This window comes from Vibrio sp. 10N.222.54.A3, assembly GCF_041474095.1.
GTDB lineage: Bacteria > Pseudomonadota > Gammaproteobacteria > Enterobacterales > Vibrionaceae > Vibrio > Vibrio crassostreae_C.
The window spans coordinates 38,340-56,305 of record NZ_JBFRTN010000009.1 but is presented as its reverse complement, the minus strand read 5'-3'; the positions used below and the strand labels follow the sequence as shown (position 1 = coordinate 56,305).

The window sequence follows — 17,966 nt, the reverse complement described above, 5'->3', positions numbered from 1 at the left end:
AGCTAGGAGAGCTTGATGCCAAACATTTACAATGATGTTCCTTCATCAATACCCAATGAAATATTCAATGACCTGATTGCCAACGACAGTGTTCGAATTGAAAGAATATTGTCGCATGGACACAGCTCCCCGGAAGAGGGTTGGTATGATCAAGATGAGAATGAATGGGTGATGGTGATAGAAGGTCAAGGCGTCATCGAGTTTGAAGATGGACGCGTTGTTACCTTGTCTAAAGGGGATTACACCAATATTGCTGCGAGAGAAAAGCACAAGGTTATTGGCACAGATAAAGATACGGTGACGATCTGGCTCGCTGTGTTTTATCGTTGATATCTTGCTCTAAAGCTGAGGCTGTTAGGTTATAAAGCTTGCTGATTCAGCTGTTTATTTGCACCTCAGAAAGGACTTAAGACAAAAAGGAGTATGTTGTGGTTAGAATTCGAAACTATCAAGCGAGTGATGACAAAGCACTGTGGGAGATCTTCTTTCATACCGTACGTAACGTGAATGTTCGAGATTATTCTCAACAGCAAGTCGAAGCTTGGGCACCCAGTAGCTTTGACTTTGCGTTATGGCAAAAGCGTATGAATGGGTTACAACCCTTTGTGGCTGAGCTCGATGGCTGCGTTGTTGGCTATACTGACCTGCAACCTAACGGCTTGATTGATCACTTTTTCTGTCACCACGAATATCAAGGGAAGGGTGTCGGGAAAGCGTTGATGGAACATGTTTTCACTGTGGGTCGAGTTCGTGGCGTATCGAGATATTTCTCTGAAGTAAGTATTACCGCAAGGCCTTTTTATGAGCACCTTGGCTTTAAGGTAGTAAATGAACAGGAAGTCGAAATGCGTGGCGTAAAGCTGACCAATTACGTGATGGAAAAGATAGTTGAAGATGGACAAGGCAGCTGAAAAGGCGGACTCGTGTTCTTAGGGATACAGAAACCGAGTTTGAAATATTAATGAACCTTATTAAGGATAACTTTTTCTGATCTATTGATATTGTCGATGAGTTCAAATTGTGTGCAAGATAATTTGTCTAATCTAAACATTGAATGAATACAAGGAGTGTTGTTCATGAGTCATGTGAGTAGATCTAAACTATATACATTGGTGTCGATGTTGTCCTTCGCTGTTGGCGTTCTTGCCTTAGATGCTGGGGTGTCGGGGTTATTTCCTCTCTTTGTTGTCGTCATCTCATTTTTTTCATTCGTCATTAACTCGTTTCTTTGTTTGTTCGGAGGTAAACGCGAAGATGGCTTTGATGCCTATCAAAAAGCAAATCAGACTCGGTCTGAAGCACTGGTCAAAGGCTTAGAAGACTCGAGCAAATAAACCTATGCCTTCAGGCGAACGGTAATCTCATTTTTGATACAGTTTTCACCTGTTTTTGGTTCTCTTCTTCAAGAAAAATCATCACTTTAGAGATAATATCCACTTCAACTAATTTCAGTGAAGGAAGAAAAGTGGGTATTGAAGCTTTAGCGTTTGTGATGGACGCATTAATCACCGCATGTTGTATGTATATCGCCTCTAAAATGTCATTCGTGGTCGCAGATTTTAAATCCCTTCTTACTATTGCTGTAATTGTTGCTCTGGTGTCATTGATTCCGACAGTGGGCTGGGTGTTAGGGTTGATTCTGTTTGTGTTCTTACTCGGGAAAGCGACGCACTCTAGTATTGGTGACTGCATCTGGGTAGTGGTCTTCACGAAGGTGGTATCGATGGCGGCCTTTCTGATATTCGGGCGCTTGTTTATGTAATCCGGGTTCTTGCTTATATCAAGGCAGGCTTGGCTAGTTTGATACCGATCTTAACTTGGTATTTAAACGTCAAAAGGGTGTGAACCTGTCACACCCTCTAAGAACCTTTGATTTGTGTTCATCTTTATTATTTAGGCAGTAATACAGCATCAATCACATGGATAACACCATTGCTTGCTTCAACATCTGCCATCACGACCTGCGCTTTGTTGATCATCACGTTGCCGTGATCAATTCCTACCATTACCGCTTCGCCTTGCACTGTTACGGCACTATCAAGTTTCATCACTTCAGACGCCATTATTTTCCCTGGCACCACATGATAGGTCAGTACTGCAATCAGCTTGTCTTTGTTTTCTGGCTTCAACAGCATATCAACCGTTCCTTCTGGTAGCGAAGCGAACGCTTCATCCGTTGGCGCAAACACTGTGAAGGGACCGTCACCTTTCAATGTTTCAACTAAGCCTGCCGCTTTTACCGCTGCTACCAAGGTGTTGAAAGAGCCGTTTTCAGCCGCCACGTCAACGATATCTTTCTTCATTCCGTGGTGGTCAGCGTGAGCAAAAGCCGTAAAAAGAAGCGTCGCAACTAGCACTGACATGGTTTTGATTAATTTATTAAACATATTGTCTTCCTTTGAGTTTTGTCCGTTATTTTCGAGAGGTATTACGAAAGCACAATCGTGATAGATCAATTTGTTGTGTCTTTGAGTGAATGGTTAGCGATATCGACAGCGTCAAGCGAATAAACTTATATTGTTAAATGCTTGTTACAATTCCATTTTGATGCTTATAGTTATTTGATGCTTATAGTTATTTGGTGATTATTCAAGTAATGGATGTGAATATGAGGTTTGTTTTACCAGTAGTCTTTTCTGCATTGGCTTCAATGCCTGCATACAGTGGCCTTGCTCCAAGTGAAGGCTTCAGCGGTAACTTCAGTGTATTGGCCGGTTTCTACTCTGACAGTAGTAATTTGAGTACTGAACAAGATTCGAATCAAGCCACCAACACCCAGGAAGGGGAGAGTGAAAACCAAGGGCTACTCGGCTTTTTGGGTACTGTTCAATATACTTTTGGCGAATCGCTGACTCACCAAGTGTATGCGGGTACAACACGAGAGGATATTGCAACAGGTACCATTGCGTTTGAGATCGGTTATCGATATCAACTTTCTGGTGGCACCATATTGGATTTTTCTGTTCTTCCTACGCTTGTCTCGGGTAAGGCTTGGTCTGATCCTTACGCGGTTGGTGTTAATCGAAACGAAACCGATTTAAAAGGTAATGTTGGGCGATTGCAAATGACCAACATAGGCGGCACTGGCTTTCGAACGGATTTCGCGATTGGTGAGTCCGACGTTGATGATGAGCTGTCTGGGACTTCATTGGGGCTATCTGCTGAAGAGATAGCACTGCTTAATAGGGAACGAACCTATGTGTATGCCAAAGCAGGATACCCTTTCATCTTAGCTAACCAAGCGGGTGTGTTCGTTCCATCCATGGTGTATTTCCACTCTGATGCGGAAGGCGGAGCGTTTAGCTTTGATAGTTACGGTATTGAATTAAACTACGCCAAGAAGATTGGCCGCCACGGTTTTGTTGTCACGTTGGATGCACATGATCGTCAGTACGATGAAGCGAACCCAATCTATGGAAAAGCGCGTGAAGAGAACGAATACGGTGCTTTTTTAGCGTATGAGTTTGGTGGTTTGATGGGCTATAAAGATTGGGCATTCATTACTTTATTGGGCTTAAGAAGCATAGATTCTAATACCGATTTCTATAACTCCGAGCAAGTATTAGCGAGTGTGGGTGTGGATTATAAATTCTGATATTCACACTATGTTAAAAATACTCATCAAAGCAGAAGTTAAAGTTCAGTCTTTCTATTTATTTAATTATTTCGGGCACTTACATCTTTAAAGGTTGTAGGTGCCCGTTGCTATCCGTAATATGAAAATTAGCTTATGGACAAAAATAATATGATAAGGAAGCGCTTTGGAAATACAAATTAGACATCTTGAACCCACCGATAACCAAGATATTTTTGATATTTATCGACACTCGTCAGTTTCAGAAAATACCTCACAAAAGCCTTATCTTAGTTCTGATCAAGTGGAGCGACTGTTTGGCCATTCAGACCATTTCACTCTGGTTGCGGAAGTATCCGGTAAAGTAGTGGGCCACATTACTTTATTCATGACCACCAAGGTGAGAGACAGACATTGCGCTGGTCTTGGTATTGCTATTCACCCGGATATGCATGGTAAAGGGGTCGGTAAGGCTTTAATGCTAGAAGCGATCAATCAAGCCGATAATTGGCTAAACCTCGTGCGTCTTGAGTTAGAGGTTCATGCAGATAACCACTCCGCGATTGCTTTATATGAACGAGTGGGTTTTCAGTTAGAAGGCGCGAAAAGGCTGAGTACATTCAAAGCGGGTAAGTATATCGATATGTTACTGATGTCGAGAATTCGACCAGATTATCGTTGATATCGAGCTAAACGGGTTCCTGCTATACAAATCGGTTTTTACTATGTTACTAAGTAATTGATTAGTGAAATTCACACTGAACTCTGTATAGTAGCAACCGTTTGCTTCGTATAACCCCAATGATATGGTTTGGGGGTCTCTACCAGCTCCCGCAAAGTGCTGATTACGAAGGGTTTAGATCACAATTGTGTTCTTACTCTTTGTAATGGCGTTCAAGAAAACCTCCTGTCTATTATTCAGAGTAAGTGCACACCTAAAATCCATAGTAGGTGAAATATGAACGCATTTATTCAAGGGCTCCCAAAAGTAGAGTTGCATTTACACATTGAAGGTTCGCTCGAACCTGAGTTACTTTTCCAACTTGCTCAACGCAACGGCATTGATCTGCCTTATTCGTCCCCAGAGCAGCTAAGACGCGCATACGAATTTGATGATTTACAGTCATTTCTGGATATCTATTATCAAGGTGCTGATGCACTGCGCACAGAACAGGATTTCTACGACTTAACATGGGCTTATCTAGAACGCTGTAAAGCCGACAATGTTATCCATACTGAAATTTTCTTTGACCCTCAGACACATACCGATCGTGGCATTGCATTCGACACCGCTATTAACGGCATTCATCGTGCGCTTGAACAGGGTCATAAAGAGTTGGGCATCACATCTCAAATCATCGCATGTTTTCTGCGCCATTTATCTGAAGAGAGCGCCATTCAAACGTTCGCCGATGTGTTGCAGCATCAAGACAAGATCGTCGGGGTTGGGCTTGATTCTTCCGAATTAGGACACCCACCAGAGAAGTTCAAGCGTGTATTCCAACAAGCAAAACAAGCAGGTTTCTTAACGGTGGCGCATGCAGGAGAAGAAGGGCCTGCTCAAAATATTGTCGATGCGATTGAAATGCTCAGCGTGAGCCGAGTGGATCATGGTGTCCAGTGCATGACAGACGAAGCTCTAATCGAAGAGCTGATTGAAACCAAAATGCCACTGACGGTGTGCCCACTGTCGAATATTAAATTGCGTGTATTCGATGTGATGGAAGACCACAACATTGTCGAACTGCTCAGAAAGGGTGTGGCTGTAACGATTAACTCGGATGACCCTGCTTATTTTGGTGGTTACATGTCGGATAACTTTAATGCGGTGAGCAAAGCTCATGAGATGACGCATCAGGAGTTAGCGCTGTTTAGTTTGAATGCGATAGACGCGAGCTTTATTGAAGCGCCATTGAAGCAGCAATATCGAGAGCTTGTTCAAGGTTACTTAGCTAAAGCTGATTTTGACCAGAATTTCTAGCCGCTGTGCCCATTTACTAGCAGCTGAGTATAAAGCGCTAGGATGGCCAACTAAAGTGGATGGTAAAGTGTTATCGACTGAGTCTGCTTAATCTCTATAAGCCTAAATCATCTAGATGAAGACAAAAAAGAAGCTGGCAGTTTGCCAGCTTCTTTCATTTTTAAATTAAGCTCATTGAGCTACTTGTTCACGTAGTCTTTGAATTTCTGCTTGGTTTCAGCATCCGCTTTTTCGTACCAGAAATAGAGCATCTCTTCAGCTGTATTTGCTGCATTTCCGTCAATCTTTGCTGGAAGCGTTACCGGTTGTGCGACAGCAGCTGCTACGCCCGCGCTAGCACCTACTTTAAGTGCAGCGATGCCGCCTTTCTGGTTGTACTCCTTCGCTTCTTGTGGGTACTTACGACCAATCTGCATGCCATCTTTGATAAGTTTGTCTTGCTTAACACTGATTGCATTTTGGTTTTTATCAACCAGTTTCCAATCTAAGTTTTGAAGGCCTTTTTTCGCTTCGTTGGTGTTACGGAACTTAGGCATGTCAAACGTCAATGCTGTGTCTGTAGCATCAAAAGTAGCAATAATGGTATCGCTATCGACAAACTCTCGGTCGTTACCTTGGCTGAAAGCCAGTTGATATTTGAAAACGATTTGGTTTACGCCATCTGGAACGGTGATCGTTTTGCTCGAAGAGAAGAAACCACCGTCAAGATCGGGTTTAGCTTCATTTACAGCTAAGACTTCGACTAAAGCATCTGCGCTAGAAGGAACTTCAATTGTTACGTCAGCTAACACTTGTGGTGCTGCGATAATTGTCGAAAGCAGCGCAATGGATTGTAATGTTTTCATAGTCATACAGTTATTTAGGTGAGTAGTTCTACACTCGCATGCATAAAGAAGTATTTCAAGTTGCCTTGTCTCGATTTGGAAAAATTCACCGAAACTTAACCAAAGCCTAGTTTTTGAACGTGTCGACTGTATGGTTTCTGTGCGAGTGAGGGCGTGATCTTGAACTTTCCTCTGTCACGTCATCATCGACGTCCAGTGAGGCTTGAGGAGAAGGTAAAGAGATATAAATAGGAATAATTGCCGCCACCCAAATGGTATAGATGGTAATGACTCGGTTGAAGGCGACAAACCAGGTTTCGCTGCCGCTACCAGATAAGTAGTAACCCAATAAGGTAAGTAAGGTGCAGCCAATAGCCCACATCACGGCTGATAGTGGATCTTTCGTTGTGGCTGCGAGCAAGATTATCGTTATGTAGGGCACGGCCATGGCAATGCCCAAAGGAACATGACAGTCGACCACAAAAATGATTGTGGCACCGAGTGCTAAGAATAAATGTGGGCCAGTGCTAGGTAAATTTACATTCCATATCATATGACACCTTCTTTTACCCCGTTTTTCGTTGCTGATGGAGTTTGTGTATTAATCGTGTTGCTTGATGGCTGTTGACTATCAAGCGATTGATGAGTTGCTGAAGTAATTCAGCCTCGGGCATGATGTGCTTCTCCGTTACCTTCTCAGCTTCGGTTGCGAGCTCGAATACTTCACTCATTTCATACCTTGATGCAATCGCTTTAACCGCCTTTAATGTTCTGGATAGATCATCTTGCTTGGCATCCGAAAATAGCTCTATCAACTCATCGATTTCGTTTTCTAGCTCATCAACGAGAGAAGTTAAGCATTTGAGTTTCTCGTCTGTTTTAAGCTCATCGTTAGTTAAAAATTGGCTACGCGACAGTTCTTCCTCTGTGAGTGGCAATTTGTTCTTAGGGTGACGCGTTAACATCGTGATGTTACTTTTTTCCTTGTTTGGAAGATTGTGTGTGTTAACGGAGTGATGGCGGTTGACCTCAAACTGTTGGTGAAACTCGTTGATGGCGTTTTGTAAGCTGTTTTTCTGTAACGGTTTGGTGAGTACAAAGTCTGCGCCTGATTCGATGAATTCATCGTGGGCCTCTTTGAATACATCGGCGGTACATGCAAAAACAACCGTAGTCAGCTTGAGTTCGCCACGGATTTTTTGAATCGCTTCAATACCGTTCATGTTGGGCATATGGTTGTCCATTATGATCAGGTCATATTGGTTTGACGCCAACTTATCTAAGGCCTGTAAACCGTCGTAGGCATTCTCAACCGTTAAGTTTATCGACTCACAGAACTTCCTAATCACCATTGCGTTGATCTTGTTATCTTCGACTAACAATACTGAGAAGTCATCGAGAGTCTCATTGGTTTTGGTTGGCGTTTGGTCGATGACTTGTTCTTCAAGCTCATGCATTTCTAACGGCAAAGAGATCTTAAATTGAGTGCCCAAACCAAGCTGGCTGGAAACCTTAATTGTTCCGCCCATCAGTTCGACTAACTGCTGAACAATGGAAAGCCCTAACCCTGTGCCACCAAACTTACGGGTTGTTGAAAGCTCGGCTTGTTCAAAGGCGGTAAATATATGGTCGATTTTGTCTTCTGCAATGCCAATACCTGTGTCAGTCACTAATATATTCACGCTTGGTGGGGTAGTCGGTGCAATCAAGAATTCCACTTCAACCTTTCCTGACTCAGTAAACTTGACTGCGTTGCCTGCTAAATTAAATAAGATCTGACGTGTACGTGCAGAGTCACCAATCAACTGAATATTGGTAGGAATGTTATCTTTAATGATAAAAGCGAGGCCTTTGTCTTCTGCAAGAGGTGTCAATGTTTTATCAAGGTGTGTCACGACGTCGGTGACAGAGAACGGGCTGTATTCCAACTCCATCTTGCCTTGCTCCACCTTAGAAAAATCAAGAATGTCATTCAATATGGTGACGAGATGCTGACCAGAGTCAATGATGATTTGGGCGTGTTTACGAGTATTCTCGCTGTGTGAATCCTCCTTGATTATCTGAGCGATGCCTAATACGCCATTCATTGGGGTGCGTAACTCGTGGCTCATGGTAGCGAGAAAGAGAGATTTTGCTTCGCTGGCTTTTTCTGCTTTGTCTGCGGCTTCTTGATAGGAGAGGTTGTTTCTTTTGAGTTCGAAGACTCGAAAAATAAACATGGTGAATGAGAACGCTAAAGTCAGCAACGCCAAAACGATAATAAGCTTAACGATGATACTTTTAAGTTGGTCTTGCAGATCGGTAAACTCATGCTCAATATGTTCAATATACTCCATGCTGTGTGCTGAAAGTACTTGAGATAACAGCTGACTTTGTTGTTGGTTGAGTTCGGTAAACGTTTTATAAAGGTTCGCCAGCTCGGAGTTAACACCTGAATGGTTAATTTCGATTCCCCCAACCAACACACTCGCAAGAAGCGCGCTTTGAATGTCGATATTTGCGTTGTTTATCTCAGCATCAGTTGAGTTGCTCTCTGTGAGTTGTAGAGTCAAAGATTGCAAAATAAACTGACGAGCCACACTAAGTCCTACTAGGTTGTCTAGCGTATCTAAGTTCGACATTGAAGCATCGTAAAAGCGATCCAATAATTGCGCTGTCGGTAAGTGTTTAAAGAACGTAGAGTGAATATTCTCGCTTTGATAACTTTCTCTGAGTAGTTGCAACTCTCTTTCTAAAGCAACCAAATCTGCAGACATTTGATAAGGGTTGGAAATACCCGCAAGCGCTGCATTGGTGATATGATCACGCATTTCTAATACTTCATGGCCTAACTGCCGAATAGGCACTCCATATTCGGTGACCTTTTCATGCTCGGAGTAGGTCAGCATAATAAAGCTAATTAAGCCGATGAAAAGCGATACAAACAGTAGAAATATGAGTCTGATCTTATTCATTTTCAAACTCCACTAACATTTGAGGACGGTTACCGGTTAGGGATTCGAGGAAGACTTTAATATCGTTTATGGTCTGTTTTTCAAACGTTTTACCGAGTTGGCTTTCACCCATTATTTTGATCGCTTCTTCGAGTGTGGCTGTTTGCCCGTCATGAAAATAGGGTGCAGTGATCGCCACGTTTCTTAAGCTCGCAACACGAAATAAATCCTTATCTTGTGGTTTAGCGGTAAACATAAAACGACCTTGGTCTTCACTTCGCTCGGCTCCTGTTTTCGATAACCCAAAGTAACCAAATCGCATCACCATGCCTCCACCAATGTTGGTACCTTGGTGGCAACGAATACAGCCTTCTTCTTGAAAAGTTTCCCAACCTCGTTTGGCGGTTTCAGACAGTGCTGCGTTGTCACCTTGTAAATACAGGTCGAAAGGGGCATTGGGTGTGGTCAAACCCTGCATAAATTCAATAAGAGCAGCCTTAATTGAAGCTTCGTCAATGGGCGTTGATTGTTCTTGGAATAAGTCGATGTAAGTTTTCGATTGAGACACATAATCCGTAATATGTTGCCAGTTTGAATCCATTTCATCGACGTTGTGCACTGGGCCATCAATTTGATCGCCGAGATTATTCACCCGACCATCCCAGAAGAACCGATAGTTAAAGACTGCGTTAAAAACGGTGAGTGAATTTCTCATCCCTGCGCCGTTTACGCCAATCGAAACTGGAATCACCTCTGCGCCGTTGGTTTGCAGGCTATGACAACTTTCACAGCTCACACTGCGGTTAGAAGAAAGGTTCGGGTCTTTAAATAGCACCCAACCAATTTTGGCCAGTTCATGATTTATCTCGGGAGAGTTTGGAATCGGGGATATGGGTTGGCTTGAAGCGACGGTTTTATGTGCGTGCTTTTCTTCGGAATGTGCGGAGTGCCCTGAAGAGTGAGAGTCATCATGATCGCTTTCATGGGCGTGATCTTCTTGGTGTTCGAACGAGGTGTGCATTTTTGAAGAGGCCGCGTCATAAACTAGCATAGCGACTGAAACGACAATGACAGTGATGCTTATTCCTGCTAAATATGGCGTTTTCATAACATTAGTCCATCTAGTTTTGACAATTATGGCAATTCAGAATCCTTCTGATATCACCTTCATTTCACTTTCCAATGATAGGTGTTATTTATAAACCTAGTTGCGCATACTTGATGTTGCAAGACAAGTGGTAAGAAATTAAATCGCTTAGGTAGTTGTCTAGCGGGGATTGATCGGGAGATCTTAGTCAGAATTGAATGAAGCTCTTTCAATTGAATTTAAGCCGAATGGCGTTAAACGAAAAAAGCCGTGGTAACTCAAGTGAGTTATCACGGCTTTCGTACTCGATTATGTATTTACTATCAATCTTAGTGCAATACACATCTATACAGTTTGAACAATCTACACCGCCTATCTAAGCCTAAGCTTATTTAGCTTGCGCTGCTGCCGCTTCTAATTGCTTAAGTTTACCTTGAAGCATGTATGCATTCTGGTTGAAGTTACCAGGGTTCAGTACTTGGCTATTCTGCATAGGGTAATCTGGTAGCGTCGTCATAAACTCTTGAACCTGATTTCCTACTGGAACGAATAACCACATGTTGTCTGCCATCCAGCGTAGGTACATACCAGACTCGTGCGGTGCTTTCTCGAATGGGTCAGCACGTAGGTGAACAACTTGAGGCCAGTTTGGTTGGAAACGAACTGCATCCACAATGTTACCATCCATCACAGCAAACGAAATCTTGAAGTCATTCCAACGTACTGCGTTTAGCTCAGCGTTAGCAGAGAAGTAAAGCATGCTGTCACGAGGGCCTTTCTCTTCTTTACCTTGGAAGTAAGGCAGGAAGTTGTAACCATCTAGGTGTACGCGCCAGTTTTTACCGTTGTAAGTTGCACCTTTGTCAGATGCTAGCTTCTCAACCACTTTATCATCACCAGCGGCTGCTAGTAGAGTAGGAATCCAGTCTTGGTGGCCCATGATATCGTTGATTTTAGTTCCAGGTTTGATAGTCCCAGGCCAGCGAACTAGCTGAGGCACACGCATACCACCTTCGTAAGTTGTACCTTTCTCACCGTGGAAGTAAGTTGCGCCGCCATCAGGCCAAGAAACCGTTTCAGCACCGTTATCGGTAGAGTAAATTACGATAGTGTTGTCAGCGATTTTTAGTTCATCCAGCTTGTCTAGAAGCACACCAACATGGTCATCATGCTCTAACATACCATCAGCATAAATACTGATACCTGACTTACCTTGGTATTTCTCTTGTAGGCGAGTCCACACGTGCATACGAGTGGTGTTGTGCCAGATGAAGAATGGTTTGTCAGCTTTTACCGCTTTTTCCATGAATGCTAGAGATTCTTCTAGGAACTCTTCATCCGCATGCTCCATACGCTTACGCGTCATTGGGCCAGTATCTTCAATCTTACCGTCAGCAGTAGACTTGATTACACCACGAGGGCCGTAGTTCTTACGGAACTCTGGGTCTTTAGGGTAGTAATATGTTTCAGGCTCTTCTTCTGCATTTAAGTGGTATAGGTTACCGAAGAACTGGTCAAAGCCGTGGTTCGTTGGAAGGTGTTTGTCTTGGTCACCCATATGATTCTTACCGAACTGAGCTGTCATGTAGCCTTGTTCTTTAAGAAGGTCTGCGATCGTTGGAGCCCAATCAGGGATACCGTGGTCCGAACCTGGCATGCCGATAGTCAATAGACCAGTACGGAAAGGTTCTTGACCTGTTAGGAATGCAGCACGACCAGCAGTACACGATTGTTGACCGTAGTGGTCAGTAAATAGTGCGCCTTCATTCGCAATACGGTCAATGTTTGGCGTTTCGTAACCCATCATACCGTTGTTGTATGCACTGATGTTGAAAACACCAATGTCATCACCCCAGATAGCAAGAATATTCGGTTTTTCCGCTGCTGTTGCCGCTGAAGAAGCTGCTAATAAGCCAACACCTAATGCTAGTTTATTAATTTTAGTACCCATAAGGACTCCGATTCACTTTTAAGATTAATGCGTTAGAACAACGCATCGATGAGCAAATGTTATTCTCAAAATTCCGTTACGTCCTTTTATAGTGCTTATAACCAATCGTTATGATGCTTAGGTAACCTATTGATTAATATCAGCTCCAGTGGGTACGTAGAATAAAGCCTTAGTTTGTATGTGTGATCCTTATCATGTTTGTTGGCGTAAACCTTATCGATGATTTCTGTATCCGTATCTCAATAAAAATGACAAAAAGATTAATAGCTTAGGGAATCTCGCGCATGTGTAAAAAATGGACTATACGTTGTAGGGCAGGATGCAAATAACTTACGAAGAGGTTTCTATGACAGCGAAATATGGCGCTAAACGTCGATTAGCGATTTTGGGTACAGCGATGATGGCCGCGTCCAGCGCCACTTTTGCGGCTGAAAAGCCAAATATATTGGTTATTTGGGGGGACGATATTGGTCAATCCAATGTGAGTGCATACACCTTCGGTCTCATGGGTTACAAAACCCCGAATATTGATAGCATCGCGAAAGAAGGGATGATGTTTACGGACTATTACGCAGAGCAATCTTGTACTGCGGGTCGCTCTACCTTTATCACGGGACAAAGTGTATTACGAACGGGTTTGAGTAAAGTAGGTTTGCCGGGCGCAGACATTGGCTTACAAGCAGAAGACGCGACAATCGCAGAAATGCTGAAACCTATGGGTTACATGACAGGTCAATTTGGTAAAAACCACCTTGGCGATAAAGATGAATTCCTTCCAACAGCACACGGGTTTGACGAATTTTTTGGCAACCTTTACCACCTAAATGCTGAAGAAGAACCAGAGAATGAAGATTACCCAACCGATCCTGAGTTTCGTAAGAAATTTGGCCCTCGTGGTGTCATTAAGTCATTCGCTGATGGCAAGATTGAAGATACCGGTCCACTGACGCGTAAGCGTATGGAAACGGTTGATGAAGAAACACTAGACGCGGCACTTGATTTTATGGATCGCGCAGTGAAAGCGGACAAACCATTCTTCGTGTGGTGGAACGCGACACGTATGCACTTTAGAACGCACGTGAAAGCCGACAGTAAAGGCGTAACCGGTGTCGGTAACTACGCTGATGGTATGGTTGAGCACGATCGACACGTTGGGCAACTATTGAAGCAAGTGGATGAGTTGGGTATCAAAGACAACACGATTGTTTTCTACTCAACGGATAACGGCCCTCACATGAACTCTTGGCCTGATGCGGGTACAACCCCGTTCCGTGGTGAGAAAAACACCAACTGGGAAGGCGCATACCGTGTACCAGCAATGGTTCGTTGGCCTGGTAAGATTGAACCAGGAACCGTATCTAACGAAATCATGCACCATATGGACTGGATGCCAACCTTCGTTGCCGCAGCTGGTGATGACCAAATCAAAGAGAAACTACTCAAAGGTCATACTGCCGGTGATAAAACGTTTAAGGTTCACTTAGATGGTTACAACTTCCTTCCTTACCTAACGGGTGAAGAAGAGAAAGGCCGTCGTTCGGAGATCTTCTACTTTACCGATGATGGTGATTTAGCGGCGCTTCGTTACAACCAATGGAAAGCGGTGTTCATGGAGCAGCGTGCAACGGGTACCATGCAAATTTGGGCTGAACCGTTCGTGACGTTACGTCTTCCTAAGCTGTTTAACCTGCGTATGGACCCATACGAAAACGCAGACATTACATCGAATACATACTACGATTGGTTGTTAGACCATGCTTATATGTTCGTTCCAGCACAGGCGTATGTCGGCAAGTTCCTAGAAACCTTTGCTGAATACCCGCCACGCCAAAAAGCCGCGAGCTTTAGCTTGGATCAGGTAATGGAAAAACTTCAGGAATCTCATAACAAGTAAGTGATTGTTTGAGTGAAACTGAACAGATTGAAGAGCTCTTAGGAGCTCTTTTTTTATGCGCATACCGATGAGTAAATCCCGGTCGTGAATATGAGTCACAACTATCGAGCTCATTGCCACTAAATAATTGTAAATTCGTTGTTTTTACGTCTACCTTATTAAGCATAAGGATGTATAAAAACAAGGAATGTTATGTCTGCATGGTTGTGCTCACTGGTAAACGGATTGAAACACCAGCGAGTCGCAGTATTATCCGCAATCTTGTCTTCACTGATGTTGTCGCTGTTCAGTCTGAACGCCTATGCCAACGAGCAAGACCCTAATATCAACTCTGATATTTCAAAGGCCAACTCTGTAGCTTCGCACGTTAGCTCTGATGCTTTACCTATCGGCTCTAAAGCCACGTATGTCGGTTCGGAAGCGTGTGTTGATTGTCATAGTGCAGAAGTCGAAGCGTGGGAGGGCTCTCATCATGATATGGCGATGAAGCACGCTACAGACGAATCTGTATTAGGCGATTTCAACGATCAAACATTCACTCATGACGGTAAACCCAACCGATTTTTCCGCAAGGGCGAAGAGTTCTGGGTCAATATTGAAGGGCAAGACGGCCACTTTAAAGATTACAAAATCAGCTATACCTTTGCCTTTGAACCACTACAACAATACATGGTTGAATTTGAAGACGGCCGTGTACAGTTGATTCCTTTCGCTTGGGATTCTCGCACTGAGGGCGAAGGCGGTCAACGCTGGTTTCACCTCTATCCTGATACCACCAACACCGATGAATTCTACTGGACCAATAGCGGTCAAAACTGGAACTTCATGTGTGCCGATTGCCATTCAACGAATCTAGAAAAAAACTACGACAGCGCGAGTAATACCTACAACACTACTTGGTCTGAGATTAATGTTGGTTGTGAAGCGTGTCATGGCCCAGCGAGTGAGCACGTTGAAAAGGCTCAGCTAGCAAAAGCTAACGGTGGAAAGGATGCTCCAGTCTCGGCGCATTATGGTTTTGACCGCGACTTGTCGAAGTCGGTCAAAGAGTGGATCTATCAAGAGGGTAATTCAACCCTGCAACCAAAAGACATCATCCATACCAATCAAGTTCAAACCTGTGCTCAATGCCACAGCCGTCGTACTCAGTTAAATGAAACGGGTGATCACGTTAACGGGTCTTTCTTTGATAAGTATCGCTTGAGCTTGATTACCCCAGAGCTTTACCACAACGATGGTCAAATCTACGATGAAGATTACGTTTACGGATCTTTCCTTCAATCCGTGATGGCTGAAAAAGGCGTCACATGTACTAACTGCCACGATCCTCATACCGCTGAACTAAAAATTGCGGAAGAAGCCGTGTGTAGCCAATGTCATATTGCATCAGAATACACGCCTGAAAAGCACACATTCCACGAAGCGAATACTGAAGCTTCACAATGCACGACTTGTCACATGCCAGAGACGACTTACATGGAGGTCGACCCAAGGCGTGACCACAGTTGGCATATTCCACGTCCTGATATTAGCCAACACATTAAAACGCCGAACGTGTGCACTAGCTGTCATGCAGATCAAACCGACCAGTGGGCAGATAAGCAAATCGGTGAGTGGTTCCCAGATTCTAAGTATCGTAATCAGCAGCACTTTGCCGTTGCCTTTTATGCTGACTCGATAGGGCACAGAGGTGCAGAGGATGCGTTGGCATACTCGGCTCAGGACTCTAGCTTAAGCAATATCATTCGTGCATCGAGCTTAGAACGTTTGGGCGGTAATACGGGTAAGAATACGCTTATTTCGCTGGCAAGAGCGGTGAAACATGATGATGAAATGATCCGTTTGGGTGTGGTACAAGGCTCGTCTGGTTTCCCATTCACTGACCGTTGGCAAATTCTAGAGCCGCTACTGAAAGACCCTGTATTGTCGATTCGTTCAGAAACCGCAGGCGCATTAGTGCGTTATTGGGGAGTAATGAACCCTCTGCAGAAAGACCAAATCAAGCCTGCATTAGAAGAGTACATTGAAATACAGCAATTTAATGCCGACAGAGGATTTGGACGTACTAACCTAGGCAACGTTTACCGAGATTTAGGCCAGCACGACAAAGCGATTGAGTTTTATCTAGGCGCTATCGAGATTGAGCCTTATTTCGAAAACAGCTACGCCAATTTAGCGGATTTGTATCGAGCGCAAGGTAACGAGGCAAAAGCGTTGTCGACCTTGAAGCAAGGTATTGAAGCTCAGCCTAAATCGAGTGTTTTGCCATACAGCACAGGATTGTCTCTGCTTCGTGTGAAAGATTACGAACAAGCAACGGACTACCTTAAACAAGCCGCTGAAACTGCGCAAACCGACCCTCAATATTGGTATGTGTACGGATTGGCTTTGGAAAAATCGGATGTGCTTGCGGCAAGTCAATCACTGCATAAGGCTTACCAATTTAGCCGCAACCCACAGCACCTGTATGCCCAGTGTGAAGTGTTGGCGCGAAACAGTCATATACCGGGCGTACCAAAGGCGTTTGAGCAATGTATTTCATCATTGAGCAAAGTGGCACCGCCGGAAGCCATTAACCAATTGAAAGCTAGGTTTAAATAAAGCGATGAGGTGAGCTTGGCTATCGAGCTTGCTGCTTATTCCGCTTGTAACCAATTATCGCGTTTATAACTAATAGTTATGGGGCTTGTGAGTAGGATGTACGCAGCCAGATTGAATTAAGGGAAGACCTATGAACCATGCGCAACAAGCAATAAACCAACTGATTGAACAAACAGAGAAAAGTGTTATCGGTCAGAGCCACGTCGTTCGGGCTCTGGTGATAGGGTTATTGACTAATGGCCATGTGCTTTTAGAGGGACTTCCCGGTACAGCGAAAACTCGCTCAGTAAAATCGCTGGCGAATCTACTGAACACCAGTTTTGGTCGAATTCAATTTACGCCAGACCTGCTGCCATCTGATGTGACGGGCACGGAGGTGTATCAAGAGCTTGATGGAAAGCCTCAGTTGCATTTCCAACCGGGTCCTATTTTCAACAGCATTGTATTAGCCGATGAAGTGAACCGTGCGCCTGCAAAAGTACAGGCTGCTCTGCTTGAAGCGATGGCGGAAGGGACGATTACGGTGGGTGGTCAAACTCACATCCTACCAGATTTGTTCATGGTGCTAGCCACACAAAACCCAGTTGAGCAAGAAGGTACGTATCCACTGCCTGAAGCACAAATGGACCGTTTCATTATGAAAGTGACAGTCGACTATCCAGAAGATGAAGCTGAACGCGACATCATTCGACTTGTGCGCAGTGAGGAACTCGGTAGCGAGACCAGTTCAGAATTAGTCACGCCACAACATATTGAACCTGAGTTGGTACTTGAAGCTCGGCGCCAACTTCCAGACATTGCCGTTTCTGATTTAGTTGAGAACTACATTGTGGCCTTGGTGATGGCAACTCGTAAGCCAGAGCGTTACCCAGAATCAAACTTGTCTAAATGGATTGAGATTGGTTCAAGTCCGCGTGCTTCGATCGCGTTGGATAAATGTGCTCGCGCTTATGCATGGTTGCAAGGACGTGACCATGTCACGTTGGACGATGTGCGTGCCATGTTACCAACCGTATTAGGTCACCGATTCTCGTTGTCTTACGACGCATTGGCCGATGGTGTTGACCATCAAAGAGTGGTTGAAGAACTGCTCGATAATGTTGAGATTGGATAACTAGGGG

At 44.0% G+C, this 17,966-nt stretch carries 16 protein-coding genes and 1 riboswitch; of the genes, 10 read left to right on the top strand and 6 right to left on the bottom strand.

Annotation, left to right across the window (positions count from 1 at the left end; genetic code table 11):
• Positions 1–15: 15 nt before the first annotated feature.
• The 4 genes from AB4507_RS02760 to AB4507_RS02745 all read left to right on the top strand — a co-directional run bounded on the left by AB4507_RS02760 (position 16) and on the right by AB4507_RS02745 (position 1,762).
• Complete coding sequence (locus tag AB4507_RS02760) at positions 16–330, top strand: cupin domain-containing protein (protein WP_017060022.1); 315 nt, start codon at positions 16–18, stop codon at positions 328–330.
• Positions 331–428: 98 nt separating this feature from the next.
• Entirely contained in the window at positions 429–911 is a 483-nt protein-coding gene (locus AB4507_RS02755; protein WP_017064712.1) for a GNAT family N-acetyltransferase, read from the top strand.
• A gap of 165 nt (positions 912–1,076) precedes the next feature.
• Positions 1,077–1,334 carry a hypothetical protein gene (locus AB4507_RS02750; RefSeq protein ID WP_048611086.1) on the top strand — a complete coding sequence of 86 codons (258 nt, stop codon included), beginning with the start codon at positions 1,077–1,079 and terminating at the stop codon, positions 1,332–1,334.
• Positions 1,335–1,465: 131 nt separating this feature from the next.
• Positions 1,466–1,762, top strand: a complete 297-nt coding sequence (locus AB4507_RS02745) for a hypothetical protein (protein ID WP_017064710.1) — start codon at positions 1,466–1,468, stop codon at positions 1,760–1,762.
• Positions 1,763–1,889: 127 nt separating this feature from the next.
• Here the strand turns inward: AB4507_RS02745 and AB4507_RS02740 are convergent, their stop codons facing one another.
• A complete protein-coding gene (locus tag AB4507_RS02740; protein WP_137000979.1) occupies positions 1,890–2,387 on the bottom strand; it encodes a fasciclin domain-containing protein in 498 nt (165 codons plus the stop codon).
• 221 nt (positions 2,388–2,608) lie between these two features.
• Here AB4507_RS02740 and AB4507_RS02735 point away from each other — a divergent pair, with 221 nt between their 5' ends.
• The 3 genes from AB4507_RS02735 to AB4507_RS02725 all read left to right on the top strand — a co-directional run bounded on the left by AB4507_RS02735 (position 2,609) and on the right by AB4507_RS02725 (position 5,555).
• A complete protein-coding gene (locus AB4507_RS02735) occupies positions 2,609–3,595 on the top strand; it encodes a DUF2860 family protein (protein ID WP_061038370.1) in 987 nt (328 codons plus the stop codon).
• Positions 3,596–3,761: 166 nt separating this feature from the next.
• The gene (locus AB4507_RS02730; RefSeq protein WP_372182196.1) at positions 3,762–4,256 is read left to right on the top strand and encodes a GNAT family N-acetyltransferase; all 495 of its coding nucleotides are present in this window, start codon (positions 3,762–3,764) and stop codon (positions 4,254–4,256) included.
• 86 nt (positions 4,257–4,342) lie between these two features.
• Positions 4,343–4,442: riboswitch (purine riboswitch) on the top strand.
• Between the two features lie 90 nt (positions 4,443–4,532).
• Complete coding sequence (locus AB4507_RS02725) at positions 4,533–5,555, top strand: adenosine deaminase (protein WP_372182195.1); 1,023 nt, start codon at positions 4,533–4,535, stop codon at positions 5,553–5,555.
• Between the two features lie 179 nt (positions 5,556–5,734).
• Here the strand turns inward: AB4507_RS02725 and AB4507_RS02720 are convergent, their stop codons facing one another.
• From AB4507_RS02720 to AB4507_RS02700, 5 genes are all read right to left on the bottom strand, one after another.
• Positions 5,735–6,400 (bottom strand): DUF2057 family protein, encoded by a 666-nt coding sequence (locus AB4507_RS02720; protein ID WP_136982119.1) that lies wholly within the window; start codon positions 6,398–6,400, stop codon positions 5,735–5,737.
• A gap of 106 nt (positions 6,401–6,506) precedes the next feature.
• Positions 6,507–6,932, bottom strand: a complete 426-nt coding sequence (locus AB4507_RS02715) for a hypothetical protein (protein WP_372182193.1) — start codon at positions 6,930–6,932, stop codon at positions 6,507–6,509.
• A gap of 13 nt (positions 6,933–6,945) precedes the next feature.
• Positions 6,946–9,333 (bottom strand): ATP-binding protein, encoded by a 2,388-nt coding sequence (locus AB4507_RS02710; protein WP_372182191.1) that lies wholly within the window; start codon positions 9,331–9,333, stop codon positions 6,946–6,948.
• Positions 9,326–10,420 carry a cytochrome-c peroxidase gene (locus tag AB4507_RS02705; protein ID WP_372182190.1) on the bottom strand — a complete coding sequence of 365 codons (1,095 nt, stop codon included), beginning with the start codon at positions 10,418–10,420 and terminating at the stop codon, positions 9,326–9,328. The genes AB4507_RS02710 and AB4507_RS02705 overlap by 8 nt, the downstream gene beginning before the upstream one ends.
• Positions 10,421–10,787: 367 nt before the next feature.
• Positions 10,788–12,350 (bottom strand): arylsulfatase, encoded by a 1,563-nt coding sequence (locus tag AB4507_RS02700; protein ID WP_017064704.1) that lies wholly within the window; start codon positions 12,348–12,350, stop codon positions 10,788–10,790.
• 346 nt (positions 12,351–12,696) lie between these two features.
• Here AB4507_RS02700 and AB4507_RS02695 point away from each other — a divergent pair, with 346 nt between their 5' ends.
• From AB4507_RS02695 to AB4507_RS02685, 3 genes are all read left to right on the top strand, one after another.
• Positions 12,697–14,244, top strand: a complete 1,548-nt coding sequence (locus AB4507_RS02695) for an arylsulfatase (protein ID WP_017060009.1) — start codon at positions 12,697–12,699, stop codon at positions 14,242–14,244.
• Positions 14,245–14,436: 192 nt separating this feature from the next.
• Positions 14,437–16,845 carry a tetratricopeptide repeat protein gene (locus tag AB4507_RS02690; protein WP_372182188.1) on the top strand — a complete coding sequence of 803 codons (2,409 nt, stop codon included), beginning with the start codon at positions 14,437–14,439 and terminating at the stop codon, positions 16,843–16,845.
• Between the two features lie 130 nt (positions 16,846–16,975).
• The gene (locus AB4507_RS02685) at positions 16,976–17,959 is read left to right on the top strand and encodes a MoxR family ATPase (RefSeq protein ID WP_017060007.1); all 984 of its coding nucleotides are present in this window, start codon (positions 16,976–16,978) and stop codon (positions 17,957–17,959) included.
• The last annotated feature ends 7 nt before the right edge of the window (positions 17,960–17,966 follow it).